Annotated in this window: 12 protein-coding genes; 5 read left to right on the forward strand and 7 right to left on the reverse strand. The window is 46.2% G+C overall.

All coding sequences use genetic code 11. The features are described 5' to 3' along the window. The 3 genes from A142_RS15075 to A142_RS15085 all read left to right on the forward strand — a co-directional run. Positions 1-1,613: SulP family inorganic anion transporter (locus tag A142_RS15075; protein ID WP_019819792.1), on the forward strand; the 1,613-nt coding region annotated here is incomplete at its 5' end. A gap of 334 nt (positions 1,614-1,947) precedes the next feature. Beyond that, positions 1,948-2,865, forward strand: coding sequence for an ABC transporter ATP-binding protein (locus A142_RS15080; RefSeq protein ID WP_017059435.1), 918 nt, complete (start codon positions 1,948-1,950; stop codon positions 2,863-2,865). A 1-nt stretch (position 2,866) separates the two neighbouring features. Then, positions 2,867-3,637, forward strand: coding sequence for an ABC transporter permease (locus A142_RS15085; protein WP_029405250.1), 771 nt, complete (start codon positions 2,867-2,869; stop codon positions 3,635-3,637). 104 nt (positions 3,638-3,741) lie between these two features. On the opposite strand, the gene panC is transcribed toward A142_RS15085, so the two are convergent. The 7 genes from panC to sfsA form a co-directional block, all read right to left on the reverse strand. Beyond that, entirely contained in the window at positions 3,742-4,632 is an 891-nt protein-coding gene (gene panC, locus A142_RS15090; protein WP_019819794.1) for a pantoate--beta-alanine ligase, read from the reverse strand. Positions 4,633-4,640: 8 nt separating this feature from the next. Then, complete coding sequence (gene panB, locus A142_RS15095) at positions 4,641-5,435, reverse strand: 3-methyl-2-oxobutanoate hydroxymethyltransferase (protein ID WP_019819795.1); 795 nt, start codon at positions 5,433-5,435, stop codon at positions 4,641-4,643. A 22-nt stretch (positions 5,436-5,457) separates the two neighbouring features. Then, positions 5,458-5,943 (reverse strand): 2-amino-4-hydroxy-6-hydroxymethyldihydropteridine diphosphokinase, encoded by a 486-nt coding sequence (folK, locus tag A142_RS15100; RefSeq protein ID WP_019819796.1) that lies wholly within the window; start codon positions 5,941-5,943, stop codon positions 5,458-5,460. Then, positions 5,940-7,295, reverse strand: coding sequence for a polynucleotide adenylyltransferase PcnB (pcnB, locus tag A142_RS15105; RefSeq protein ID WP_019819797.1), 1,356 nt, complete (start codon positions 7,293-7,295; stop codon positions 5,940-5,942). Before pcnB ends, folK begins: the two co-directional genes overlap by 4 nt. A gap of 183 nt (positions 7,296-7,478) precedes the next feature. After that, the gene (gluQRS, locus tag A142_RS15110; RefSeq protein ID WP_029405251.1) at positions 7,479-8,354 is read right to left on the reverse strand and encodes a tRNA glutamyl-Q(34) synthetase GluQRS; all 876 of its coding nucleotides are present in this window, start codon (positions 8,352-8,354) and stop codon (positions 7,479-7,481) included. Positions 8,355-8,573: 219 nt separating this feature from the next. After that, positions 8,574-9,020 (reverse strand): RNA polymerase-binding protein DksA, encoded by a 447-nt coding sequence (gene dksA, locus A142_RS15115; protein WP_004738189.1) that lies wholly within the window; start codon positions 9,018-9,020, stop codon positions 8,574-8,576. A 135-nt stretch (positions 9,021-9,155) separates the two neighbouring features. After that, positions 9,156-9,881: a DNA/RNA nuclease SfsA gene (sfsA, locus tag A142_RS15120; RefSeq protein ID WP_019819798.1), complete on the reverse strand. Its 726-nt coding sequence runs from the start codon at positions 9,879-9,881 to the stop codon at positions 9,156-9,158. A gap of 34 nt (positions 9,882-9,915) precedes the next feature. Between sfsA and hrpB the strand changes: the two genes are divergently transcribed. Further along, on the forward strand, positions 9,916-12,414 hold the full coding sequence (gene hrpB / locus A142_RS15125; RefSeq protein ID WP_019819799.1) for an ATP-dependent helicase HrpB: 2,499 nt from the start codon (positions 9,916-9,918) through the stop codon (positions 12,412-12,414). Next, the coding region (locus A142_RS15130; protein ID WP_198928603.1) for a transglycosylase domain-containing protein at positions 12,411-13,711 on the forward strand (1,301 nt) is incomplete at its 3' end. The genes hrpB and A142_RS15130, both read left to right, overlap by 4 nt.

Below are 13,711 nucleotides of genomic sequence, written 5' to 3' on the forward strand. Positions count from 1 at the left end.
CAGCCATCATCTCGTTGCCTTTAGCATTGGCATTTGGTGTTGCTTCTGGCGCGGGCGCGGAAGCTGGCCTTTGGGGCGCCATCATGGTTGGCCTATTTGCGGCATTGTTTGGTGGCTCGAGCAGCCTGATCTCTGAACCGACCGGTCCGATGACGGTGATCATGACGGCAGTAATGACTAGCATGGTGGCCAAGTATCCTGAAACCGGAATGGCAATGACCTTTACCGTGGTAATGATGGCAGGTGCTTTTCAGATATTACTCGGTACATTAAAGCTCGGAAAATACGTTACTTTGATGCCATATAGCGTGATCTCCGGTTTTATGTCGGGCATCGGCGTTATTCTAATTATTCTGCAGTTGTCCCCTCTATTAGGACATGCTGCACCTTCCGGTGGTGTGATGGGCACGCTCTCTGCGCTTCCAGATACACTGGCTAATCTTAAAATCAGCGAGCTGTTTTTAGGGGCATTGACGCTCGGTATTCTTTTCGGTTTTCCAGCTAAATATCGTAAGTATGTGCCTGCTCAACTGGTCGCTTTGGTTGCAGTGACGCTCTTGTCTGTCATTATTTTTGATACCGACTCTATTCGCCGTATTGGTGAAATTCCAGCCGGTTTGCCTTCTCTCGTTATCCCTACGATCAGCGCTGAACAGTTCACGACTATGGTTATCGATGCTTTGGTGTTGGGTACGCTTGGTTGTATTGATACGCTTTTGACCGCGGTAATTGGGGATTCACTGACTCGTAAAGAACATGACTCAGACAAAGAACTTCGTGGCCAAGGCATTGCCAATATGATCTCTGGCCTGTTTGGTGCGTTACCTGGCGCGGGTGCCACTATGGGTACCGTGACTAATATTCAGGTGGGAGCGCGTTCTCCGCTTTCAGGCGTTATTCGAGCCTTAGTACTTGCGCTAGTGGTATTGGTTGCGGGTGGCTTAACAGAACCGATCCCTATGGCAGTGCTGGCTGGTATCGCGATGTATGTTGGTTTCAATATCCTAGATTGGAGTTTTATCCAGCGCGCGCACAAGGTCAGCTATGCGGGCATGGGTGTGATGTACGGCGTGATGTTACTGACTGTGTTTGTCGACTTGATTATTGCTGTTGGACTGGGCGTGTTTATCTCGAATATTCTGATTATTGAAAGATTGAGCCGAGAGCAAGCCAGACAAGTTAAGGCGATCAGTGATGGTGATGATGAAGATGATATTCCATTGACCGATAGCGAACGTCAGTTACTCGATAGTGCCAATGGTAAGGTGCTGTTCTTCTATCTTTCAGGGCCGATGATATTCAGTGTCTCAAAGGCGATTTCACGTCAACACTCAAGTATTTCTGACTATGAAGCGATGATTCTAGACCTGACAGATGTCCCTATGATTGATGTGACTGTTGGCCTAGCGCTAGAGAATGCGATTAAAGATGCATTGGATGCGCAGTGTGAGGTGTATCTACTGTGTCCTAATGAGAATACTCGTCAGCAACTAGAGAAGTTCCACGTGATTGACCTAGTGCCTGAATCCAACACTTATCGATTCAGGTATGAAGCCCTGACGGCAGCAACAAGCTATGTCGACAGAGATGAACATCAATTTGAGTCAGTTTAATTTTCAGTAATAATCGGATATGAATGATCTGATATGAATAAGCCATAGACGCCCATTCCAAGACTGATCATTAATGCCGTTAAGTGAATCACTTAGCGGCATTTTTATATCTATTGAACGCTGATTTGGTCTTCACATAGCCAATATTCTTATTTGTTTTCGAAAGAAACTCTCACACGATATTTGTATTCATCGTTAATCAACGATAAACTTGTTTGCAAAATGGCCGAGTAAACAAGTTTGGGTTAGTTTTCTGCTAGCTCGTTTTAAGCATTACTCTCTCCTCAAGCTCGGTCGTCAACATCTTATCTATAGCAAATGGCAGTCTATCTCTATGTATGCATTAGAAATTGAGCAATTAAGAAAAACTTATGCTGGGGGCTTCGAGGCTCTTAAGGGCGTTAGTTTACAAGTAGAAAAAGGCGACTTTTATGCACTACTTGGTCCAAATGGTGCGGGTAAATCAACCACAATTGGTGTTATCTCTTCACTGGTAAATAAAACTTCAGGCAAGGTTAAAGTGTTCGGTTACGACATTGATACCGATCTGGAGTTGGCGAAGCAGAACTTAGGTCTAGTGCCTCAAGAGTTCAACTTTAACCCGTTCGAAACCGTCGAACAGATAGTGTTGCAACAGGCGGGCTATTACGGCGTGCCAAAAGCATTGGCGAAAGAGCGAGCGAAAAAGTACCTATCTCAACTCGATTTGTGGGAAAAGCGTGGCGAACGTGCGCGTAACTTGTCTGGTGGTATGAAGCGTCGTTTGATGATCGCGCGTGCATTGATGCATGAACCTCATTTGTTGATCCTTGATGAACCAACAGCAGGCGTTGATATTGAACTGCGTCGTTCGATGTGGGAATTCCTAAAAGAGATCAATGAGAAGCAGGGCATTACCATTATCTTGACCACGCACTACCTAGAAGAAGCAGAAATGCTGTGTCGCAATATTGGCATCATCAATCGCGGTGAGCTGATTGAGAACACAACAATGAAAGCGCTGTTGGGCAAATTGAGTGCGGAGACCTTTATTCTGGATCTGGAAGAGGGCACGACTGAACCTAAGCTTGAAGGCGTGAATAGCCAAGTGATGGTCAATGGTTCACTAGAAATTGAAATCGACAAGAACCTAGGTTTGAATACCATTTTTGCTCAATTGAGCGAGCAACAGGTTAAAGTCCTATCTATGCGTAACAAAGCAAACCGTCTAGAAGAGCTATTTGTGAGTATCGTCCGTGAGGGGAGTAAATAATATGTACAGCCTATATTGGACAGCTTTCTGCAGTTTGTTGACCAAAGAGATCAATCGCTTCACGCGTATCTGGGTGCAAACTTTAGTTCCACCAGCAATTACCATGACGCTTTATTTCATTATCTTCGGTAACCTTATCGGTGCACGTATTGGTGAAATGAACGGCTTTAGCTACATGGAATACATTGTGCCCGGCTTGATCATGATGTCGGTGATCACTAACTCATACTCCAACGTTGCTTCATCGTTCTTTAGTGCCAAATTCCAAAAGAACATTGAAGAGTTGCTTGTAGCACCTGTTCCTAATTACGTGATTATCGCCGGCTTCGTAATGGGTGGTGTGGTTCGTGGGTTGCTAGTGGGTACCATAGTAACGTTTGTATCTTTGTTCTTTGTCGACCTACAAGTTGACCATTGGGGCGTGATCATGGCGACGGTATTTTTAACTTCAGTTGTGTTCGCTCTGGGTGGCTTGATTAACGCGGTGTTCGCACGCACGTTTGATGATATCTCGATCATTCCGACCTTCATCCTGACGCCTCTGACTTATCTTGGCGGTGTGTTCTACTCGATCAGTCTATTACCTGAATTCTGGCAAGGTGTATCGAAGTTGAACCCTATCGTGTACATGGTTAACGCGTTCAGATATGGCTTCTTGGGTGTGTCTGATGTGGGTATTGTGACGTCGTTTGGTGTATTGGGTGTGTTTATCGTAGCGTTGTATGGCATTGCACACTACCTAGTGACTAAGGGTATCGGCTTACGTAGCTAATGCGTAATTATCCTGGATTTATTAATGCTCTTGAATCGCAGGCAAAGAAAAAGGTCGATATATAATCGACCTTTTTTATGTTTTGCGTTAGGAGCAGAAACTGATTATTCAGTTACTTCTTCTTTCACTTCTTCTTTGGTTTCCGTGACCAAATCTAAAACTTGGTTGTCGATAAGGCGAGTCTTACCTAGGAAAGCCGACATTAGAATCACAGCTTGAGTCGATTCTGCAGTGATCGCTTGGAGCGTTTTCGCATCACAAATGAATATTTCATCTGGTTGCAGATCTGCAGCGCGTAGCTGGTCGGTTGCATCTTCAATCACTGATGCGTAGTCATCGCGACCACCACGAATAGCACTGCTGATCCAGCGCATAGTACGCGCTAGAACTGGCGCTCGTTGGCGCTCGTCAATCGTTAGGTTGCTATTGCGAGAGCTCATTGCTAAGCCATCCATTTCACGAACGGTCGCAACGCCCACAACTTTAATGTCTAACGCTAAGTCAGTGGTCATCTGGCGAATAACAGCAAGCTGCTGGAAGTCTTTTTTGCCGAAGCATGCAAAATCTGGCTGAACAATGTTAAACAGCTTGGTGACAATCGTCGCTACACCACGGAAGTGACCTGGGCGAGATGCACCTTCAAGCATGTGAGATATGCCTGGAACCTCAACAAACGTCTGTTTGTCTAATCCCTCTGGGTACATAACCTCTGGCGTGGGTGTAAATACTAGCTCAACGCCTTCGCCTGTCAGTTTGCTTAAATCTGCTTCTAACGTGCGAGGGTAGTTGTTTAGGTCGTCGGCGCGGTCAAACTGCATTGGGTTTACAAAGATGCTTACCACAACGATGTCTGCCAGTTCTCGAGCTTTCTTTACTAGAGTTAGGTGGCCTTCATGCAGGTTTCCCATTGTCGGTACAAAAGCAACCGTACGTCCATCACGCTTAAACTGTTTAATCTGCTCACGAAGAGCCGCTATTTCAGCAAAAGTTTGCATACTTACTCCTAAGCGATTGTATGAGCTTCATCAGGGAAGCGCGCGCTCTCTACTTCTTCTTTGTATAGAGCTACTGCCTTACGCATATCACCGGTTTCTGCTAGGAAATTCTTAGAGAACTTCGGCATGTAGTTCGCAGAAATACCGAACATGTCATGCATAACCAAGATCTGACCATCGGTAACATTGCCGGCGCCGATACCGATAACCGGTACGTCACAAGCTTCTGTAATTCGTTTTGCCAATGAAGCTGGCACACATTCAAGTAGAACGATTTGAGCGCCTGCGTTTTGTAGCGCGAGTGCGTCAGCAACCATTTTATCTGCTTGATCGTCGTCGCGACCTTGAACCTTGTAACCACCAAAGATGTTCACAGATTGAGGCGTTAAGCCTAAGTGCGCACATACTGGTACTGCGCGTTCTGTTAGCATTTTCACAGTATCGACCAACCAGCTTCCGCCTTCGATTTTTACCATGTTCGCGCCAGCACGCATCAAGGTAGCTGCGCTTTCACAAGCTTGCTCTGGAGTCGCGTAGCTCATGAAAGGCATGTCAGCCATAAGAAGGCAATTAGGGCTACCAGCACGCACTGAGCGAGTATGGTAAGCAATATCTTCAACGGTGACAGGTAATGTATCGTTATGGCCTTGTAGAACCATCCCTAGTGAATCACCGACAAGCAGTACAGGCATCTCTTGGCTTTCGAATAATTGAGCAAAGCTCGCATCATAAGCTGTCGACGTCGCGAATTTACGGCCTTCACGTTTGCATTTGATCAGGTCGTTAATGGTTACTTTTTTCATTGGTTTTCCTTAATGCGCTTGGCTATTGTTGCCAAACATTGAGCCCGTTCTTATCTACTATTTTCAGTAGTTCTGTCAGCTCAGTCCCATCAGGGAGTTGTAAACTTGGTGCGATTTCAGCAAGCGGATAGAGTACAAACTCTCGTTCTTTCATTCCATAATGAGGAACGGTTAAGCGCTCTGAATCGATCACCTCATTGCCGTATAACACAATGTCGAGATCCAAGGTTCTTGGACCCCAACGTTCGTCTTTACGGACGCGCCCTTGCTCTAACTCGATCTTTTGAGTGCAATCAAGCAGTTCAATTGGCGTTAATTCGGTTTGGATAGCGACTACCGCGTTGATGTAGTCTGGTTGATTTTGCGGCCCCATTGGAGTGCTACTATATAGCTGAGAGGTCGCAATAAACGTTGATCGCGGTAGGCTTTTTAGCGTTTCGATAGCCAAATTTGCTTGGCTAACTGGGTCGGCAAGGTTGCTGCCGACCGCAATGTAAGCCGTTATCATTCTGATTGCTTACTCTTTTTGTTTCGGTAAGTCTTACGGCGACGATGGCCTGACTTTGATGGTGCTGCAACGTCGTTAGCCATCGCTTGACGCATGTTGCGACCGGCTGTTTGATAACGCTCCCACCATTTCGCAAGATCTTTAGTTTCGCCACCTTCAATCTCACCACGCATTTCTAGGAAATCGTAGCCTGCACGGAACTTGTTGAGCTCCATTAGACGAACAGCGCGTTTACCGTTGCGACGAGGCAGTCGAAGTTGCAGTTGCCAAACTTCGCGAATGGTTGCGGTGTGACGACGAGGAATAGCAATAGACTTTACTTGCTGATCAAGAATGATGTTACTCGCTTCCATGATCGCGTCGTAGTGCGCCATACCCTGTTCAGCGACAAGTTTGTCTGCCAGCTTGTTCATTGGGTACCAAAGCATCGCTGCGAACATGAATGCTGGGTTTACTCGCTTACCATCTTCGATGCGAAGATCGGTTGAATCGAGAACCAAATCAAGCATCTGCTCTGTGTGAGAGTCGTAATCTTCTGTGAAGTATTCCGCTACAGCTGGGAACATCTGTTGAAAGAGGTTGTACTCGCGCATTAGGTGGTAGGTTTCTAAACCGTGACCTGATTGCAGCAATTTCAGAGACTCTTCGTAAAGACGCGCTGCTGGGATATCTCTTAGAAGGTGCGCTAACTCTTCAATCGGGTCAGCTGTGTCTTCTTCAATATCGAAATCCAGTTTAGCGGCGAAGCGCATTGCACGTAGCATACGTACTGGGTCTTCACGATAACGCGTTTCTGGATCGCCAATCAGGCGGATCAGTTTATCTTCTAAATCTTCTACACCACCCGCGTAATCGTGGATGCTGTAGTCTGCAATGTTGTAGTACATCGCATTGATTGTGAAATCACGACGCTCTGCATCTTCATCAACACTGCCATACACGTTATCGCGCAATAGCATGCCTTCTTTCGATTGTGCAGACACGTTTTTCGATGGTTCTTGGTGGTGGCCACGGAAAGTTGCCACTTCAATGATGTCACGACCAAACATGATATGTGCCAAGCGGAAACGGCGACCGATAAGGCGACAGTTTCTGAAGAGGTGTTTGATTTGCTCTGGCGTTGCGTTGGTCGCAATATCAAAATCTTTTGGCTGAGAGCCTAATAAGATATCGCGTACACCACCACCGACTAGAAATGCGTCAAAACCCGCACCATTCAGGCGATATAGCACTTTTAGTGCGTTGTCGCTGATCTGCTTGCGTGAAATATTGTGCTCTTGACGAGTATAAATATTCAGAGCTAATTCGTGGAATCCGCGTTGTTCGCTTGGGGTATTGTCGTTTGTATTCATTAGTTTAGAACAAAGTAGGTATCGCCAACTTTGTTTTTCTCTTAGTCCAAAGTGGTAGTGCAGAGTTTAATTGCGGCTAATAATAGCTTAGCGCGAGCCATTTGAGAACATCGTCTGCTTAACCACAGTGGTTGGTTATGGCATTTTTATGTGTCGTTTTTGCTATTTGCCGTGAGTTTCGAGCTAATTACAGTGCTCTTTTTGTAAACTATCAGGTAACTGACTGACGTTCCATTGTTGGCAGCCCCACAATAAAATCTCATCCATTGAAGCCTCACAAAGGGCTGTCGGGATATCAAAACCTAAGAATCGCATCGCGTTGAGTAACGTTGGTTTTGGATTGTCGAGATTGATTGCGGTGGCATGGTTCTGTTTTGACAGTTTATTCCCCAAGTCATCGGTTGCCAATGGTAAGTGCAAGTAGCTCACTGTTTTTTGCTTGAGCGTCTTGTACAAACTGATTTGTCGACCTGTTGGTTCTATCAGGTCTGCGCCTCTTACGACTTCCGTTACTCCTTGTTCGATGTCATCAAGGACAACGGCCAAGTTATAGGCAAACAATCCATCTCTGCGTTTAATAATAAAATCTTCTTCAGCTAATGCTTTAGGGATTTGAATCGTGCCGTGGCGCACATCATCAAAGGACTCTACAGGAAAATCCATGCGCAAGCGCACCGCTTGTTCACCTGAATCGATTAAGCCTGCATCTCGACAGTGACCATTGTAAAAGCCACCCAAAGCCTTTATCTGCTTACGGGTACATTGGCAGTAGTAGGCTTGATTGTCAGTGACCCATTGATCAATTTGAGCTTGATACAAGCCATGACGTTGGCTTTGATAGACGACTTCACCATCCCAAAATAGGTGGTAAGCCTCAAGCGTCTTAAGAATGAGGTCTGCAGCGCCGGCCATTTCTCTTGGTGGGTCGAGGTCTTCCATACGAACTAACCATTTTCCTTGGTTAGATTTCGCCTGAAAGTAGCTACCTAGAGCAGCAACAAGTGAGCCAAAATGAAGAGGACCTGACGGTGATGGTGCAAAGCGCCCGATATAATTCATGAGTGAACAACCTAATCTAAATGGTACCGCAGTAGCCGATTCTTAAGACGTTTAACAAAAGTTTTAATGCGTAGAACTAAGCTTCAATCTATAGAAACAAGGTTTGATGTATAGAACTAAGGTTTAAAGCTGCTATTTACTATCAAGCGTGTGAAATACTGCGCTTGGATAACAAACAAAAAAGGGAGCCAAGGCTCCCTTTCTTTACATCTGCAAGAATTAACCTTGCATCTGTTTCTCTTTGATCTCTGCAAGTGTTTTACAGTCAATACAAAGATCAGCAGTTGGACGAGCTTCAAGGCGACGAATGCCAATCTCGATACCGCAAGAATCACAGAAGCCGAAATCGTCTTCTTCGATCTTGTCTAATGTCTTCTCAATTTTTTTGATAAGACGACGCTCACGGTCACGGTTACGTAACTCTAGGCTGAATTCTTCTTCTTGAGAAGCACGGTCAACTGGGTCTGGGAAATTCGCTGCTTCGTCCTGCATGTGGTGCACAGTACGATCAACTTCTTCCCTGAGCTGGTTGCGCCAAGCTGCTAAAATTTTTGTAAAATGTTCCGTTTGCTCAGGTGACATGTACTCTTCACCTGGCTTTTCTTGGTACGGTTCAACACCTGCGATGGCTAGGATGCCTAGCGCTTTTTTCTTAGATTCTGGCATACAGCATCTCCTATTTACACCTAGTCAACTGCAAAGCAGCTAATTTTAAGGCGGGTATCTATAGCAGAAAGAACGAATGGTGGCAAATACTCTTATTCAAACTTGCAATCAATGTGATTAGTTCAGCATCTTTGCTTAGCTATTGATAAATTCAACAGCTTGTTTTAGTTGTATTTGAGTATTGCTGAGCTCTGCTTTATAGCAAAGCACTTCAACGCCAGCGTCTTGTGCTTGTTTTAGTAATAACGAATATTTGGCGTCTATATGGTGTGCCGCAGACACTTTTTCAATACCTGAATGTAAAACAGTGAATAAAAGTACGGCTCTATTTCCAGATTCGACCATTTCTGTGAGTTCACGCAGATGTTTTTGGCCTCTGGTTGTGACCGCATCAGGGAAAAAGCCTTGCCCTTTAGTTGACGTTTCTTGCTCGTCGAGCAAAGTGACGCTTTTTACTTCGATATAACAAGGCGGCTTTTCGTTATCTTCAAGCAGAATATCAATGCGACTATTCTCACTGCCATATTTCACTTCGGTTCGTAACGCGTTATAGCCTAAGAGTTCAACTATAGTATTATTTTCAATTGCTTCCACTGCTAGCTGGTTTGCCCGCGCAGTATTTACACAAATACGATGACCTTTGTCTGTTTCTGAGATCTCCCAGCTGTTTGGGTACTTTCTTTTTGCATTATCAGATGTTGAGTACCACACCGTATTGCCAGGAGTCGCACACCCTGTCATCGCTCCAGTGTTAGCGCAGTGGATAGTACGCTCGCTGCCGTCTGGAAGTTTGATGTCAGTGAGGAAACGTTTGTAGCGTTTGATAAGAGTCGCTGACTCTAATGGTGGATTGAACTGCATATTACTTATTTAGACGGGTAGGTTTTTATGTACAATGTTGCCAACATTACACCACAAGGTTCTCCCATTGCCACAACTGCCCATAGAAGCTGTGATGCCAGATCTGCTCGCTGGCGTAGAAACACACACTCAACTTGTTCTAAAGGCCGCTCCCGGTGCGGGTAAGTCAACATTCTTCCCTTTACAGTTAGTTAAGACCAACGCCGTTCAAGGCAAAATTATCATGCTTGAACCTAGGCGCTTGGCGGCAAGAAATATCGCGACGTATTTAGCGAGTCAGCTAGGTGAAAAAGTCGGGGAGAGCATTGGCTTTAGAGTTCGTGGTGAATCTAAAACCAGCAGTTCAACTCGCTTGGAAATCGTCACTGAAGGGATCATGACAAGAATGATCCAAACCGACCCTGAATTGACTGGGGTTGATATGGTGATCTTTGATGAATTTCATGAGCGCAGCATTCACGCCGATACTGCAATTGCGTTTAGCTTAGAGATCCAAGACGCGCTGCGTGACGATCTAAAAGTGATTGTGATGTCGGCAACCTTAGATCAACAAGCTCTGCAAACTTTGCTGCCGAATGCCAAATACGTTGAATCACAAGGTCGCACCTTTCCGGTCGATTTCCGTTATCAACCTCTTAACGCCAATGAATATCTAGCCCCTAAAATGGCCAACGTGATTCGCTCTCTGATGGAGAAAGAGTCAGGCTCACTTCTCGCCTTTTTGCCGGGCGTTTCTGCGATTAAACAGGTGGAATCTCAACTGGAACAACTCGCCAGCGATATCGATGTTTGCCCTTTGTATGGGCAACTCAGCTTTCCTCAACAGCAGAAAGCGATCGCGCCATCAGAGAAAGGGCGTCGAAAGGTGGTGTTAGCCACCAATATTGCTGAGACTTCTTTGACGATTGAAGGTATTCGACTGGTGGTCGATTCCGGGCTTGAACGTGTGGCGAAGTTCGATCTGAAAACCGGTATTACTAAGCTTGAGCAAGTGAAAATCTCGCAATCTTCAGCTGAGCAACGAGCGGGTCGTGCGGGACGAATTGAAGAGGGCTTGTGCGTTCGTTTGTACAGCGAAACGCAGCTGATGCAGCAACCTGCTGTACCTGAGCCTGAAATTCTACATTCAGATCTCTCTTCGCTGGTGGCTGAATTGACGCAGTGGGGCGCTGCAAATGCAGACGAGTTGCAATGGCTAGATATTCCGCCACAAGCTTCAGTGGAACAAGCCAAGCAACTGCTGCAAAGCCTTGAGCTATTAGATAGTAATGGCCAATTTACGGCGCTAGGTAAGCAGGCCCAGCGTTTAGGCCTTGAACCACGTATCGTCAGCATGCTGATAAAAGCGCAACAAGGCAGCCCAGCATTGCTGAATGCTGCGATTGTCGCCGCCGCTTTACTTGAAGAGCCTGAACGCAACGTCACTGATATTCAGCATTCGTTGCACCGGCTTAAACAAAGAAAGCATTCGAAAAACAGCGTGGTGATGCAGCGAGCGAAAAGTCTCGCCAGCAAACTCAATCATCACTTAGATTTGTCACAAGCTGACGAATCATTGCTACCATTAGTGCTTTGTTTTGCGTTCCCGGACCGGATTGCACAAGTGAGAAGCGCGACCAGCAGTGCTTTCCTTCTAGCGAATGGCCACGGTGCTGAGGTTCGTGACGATGATCCATTGGCGAACAATGACTATATCGTAGTGATTGATTTGATGCGCAGCACAGGGCGAGCCAGTCAAATTTTCTTAGCCACCGCAGTTGATATTGCGCAGCTAGAAGCTCAATTTCCAAAACTGTTTGTGCGTTCCGATTACGCCGATTGGGATGAGAAGCGTGGTCGCTTAGTTGCCGAGCAGCGAGTGTCTCTGGGTAAACTGATTATCAGCACCAAAGCTTTACCTGAGCCCGATTCGAATCAGGCGAGCCAAGCGCTGCTCAACTATGTCGCTCGATGCGGGCTGGATCGATTACATTGGACACCTTCGGCTAAACAGCTGGTTGAGCGTGTACGCTGCGCTCAGCTTTGGATGCCTGAACATGATTGGCCAGCGATGGATGACGCGAGTTTGGTTGAACATATTGATGAGTGGCTATCACCATATTTGAATGGCATTAAGTCGGCAAAAGGGCTGACTAGTGTTTCGATTGAGCAGGCGTTGTCGGCTTATCTTGGCTGGCCTTTGAATCAAGAGATAGACCAATGGTTACCAACGCACTATGTGATGCCGACAGGCAGCAAGAAGGTCATTCGTTATCAATGTCAGTCTGAACCCGTGATCTCAGTGCGAATGCAGGAAGTCTTTGGTGAACAAGATTCGCCATTGATTGCGCAAGGCCGTAAAAAAGTCGTGCTTGAGCTACTTTCTCCAGCACAGCGACCACTGCAAATTACTCAAGATTTAGCTGGCTTTTGGGCTGGCGCGTACAAAGAAGTACAAAAAGAGATGAAAGGCCGTTACCCAAAACATCCTTGGCCGGATGACCCTGCTAACCATGTAGCAACCACTAAAACCAAACGACAGTTGAATCGATGATGACCAAAATGTTAACGCCAAAAAAGGCACCACCTAAAAAAGCGCCAGCAAAGAAGTCACCAGCGACCAAAGCCAAGCCAAGAAAACCAAGAGCGGCTGCGAAAAAGACCAAACCTAAAGCTAAGAAATCAGGCAAAAGAGGTTGGTTGAAGATCCTATGGGGCATTTCTTGGAAAGCAGGCTTAGCGCTTGCGGCATTACTGTTGTTCGTCGGTATTTATCTCGATTCTGTGGTCAAACAGCGCTTTGAAGGTCAGCTGTTTGATTTGCCAACCGTGGTTTATGCGCGAGTGCTAGACCTGTCTCCGGGAACTCCGGTGAGTTTGGTTCAGGTTAAGAATGAGCTCGATGTACTTAATTATCGTAAGGTGAACGCGCCTCGTCACCCGGGCGAATACTCTTCTTCTTCCACCAAGATTGAAATGATTCGTCGTCCGTTCGAGTTTGTCGATGGACCGGAAGCGGATCGTCATGTGATGCTGCATTTCAACGGTAACGAGTTAACTCGTATTCAGTCGTTAGAGAAGAAAGGCGACATGGGCTACCTACGTGTTGAACCAAAAATGCTTGGCATGCTTGAGAAAAGTAACGATGAGCAACGCCTGTTCTTAAAACGTAATCAGTTCCCAGAAGTGATGGTTGATGCCTTATTGGCAACCGAAGACCGAAATTTCTATCAACACGATGGCGTGTCGCCACTGGCCATCGCTCGTGCAATGGTCGTTAACGTCAAAGCTGGGCGAACGGTACAAGGTGGTAGTACGCTGACGCAACAGCTGGCAAAAAACCTGTTCTTGTCCAGTGAACGTACATTGTGGCGTAAGGTTCGTGAAGCCTACATTGCGCTTATCTTGGACCATCGTTACAGCAAAGACCGAATCCTAGAGGCTTACTTAAACGAGGTTTACCTTGGGCAAAATGGTGGGCAAGCGATCCATGGCTTCGGTTTAGCGTCTCGCTTGTACTTCGGTCAGCCAATTCAAGAGCTCCGTATCGATCAGCTAGCACTGCTGGTCGGTATGGTGAAAGGACCGTCGTATTACAATCCGGTTCGTTATCCTGTGCGTGCTAAGACTCGACGCGATTTGGTTCTTCGTTTATTGATGCAACAAGACATCTTAACTCCGCGACAATACGAAGAGGCGGCGAGTCGTGATTTGGATATTCAAGACAACCCACGTATTGCTAGCCGTCAGCCCGCTTACTTCCAACAAGTAAATATTGAGCTTAAGAAGTATGTCGGCGACCGATTTGAGGCGAAAAAAGGGATTCGAGTCTTCACCTCTCTGGATCCAGT

It is taken from the genome of Vibrio splendidus 12E03 (assembly GCF_000272105.2).
In the GTDB taxonomy this organism is placed as follows: Bacteria; Pseudomonadota; Gammaproteobacteria; order Enterobacterales; family Vibrionaceae; genus Vibrio; species Vibrio splendidus_I.

Coding starts and splice junctions, on each gene's coding strand:
- A142_RS15080 (WP_017059435.1), top strand. CDS start 1,948: ATGTATGCATTAGAAATTGAGCAATTAAGAAAAACTTATGCTGGGGGC.
- A142_RS15085 (WP_029405250.1), top strand. CDS start 2,867: ATGTACAGCCTATATTGGACAGCTTTCTGCAGTTTGTTGACCAAAGAG.
- panC (WP_019819794.1), bottom strand. CDS start 4,632: ATGCAAACTTTTGCTGAAATAGCGGCTCTTCGTGAGCAGATTAAACAG.
- panB (WP_019819795.1), bottom strand. CDS start 5,435: ATGAAAAAAGTAACCATTAACGACCTGATCAAATGCAAACGTGAAGGC.
- folK (WP_019819796.1), bottom strand. CDS start 5,943: ATGATAACGGCTTACATTGCGGTCGGCAGCAACCTTGCCGACCCAGTT.
- pcnB (WP_019819797.1), bottom strand. CDS start 7,295: ATGAATACAAACGACAATACCCCAAGCGAACAACGCGGATTCCACGAA.
- gluQRS (WP_029405251.1), bottom strand. CDS start 8,354: ATGAATTATATCGGGCGCTTTGCACCATCACCGTCAGGTCCTCTTCAT.
- dksA (WP_004738189.1), bottom strand. CDS start 9,020: ATGCCAGAATCTAAGAAAAAAGCGCTAGGCATCCTAGCCATCGCAGGT.
- sfsA (WP_019819798.1), bottom strand. CDS start 9,881: ATGCAGTTCAATCCACCATTAGAGTCAGCGACTCTTATCAAACGCTAC.
- hrpB (WP_019819799.1), top strand. CDS start 9,916: ATGTTGCCAACATTACACCACAAGGTTCTCCCATTGCCACAACTGCCC.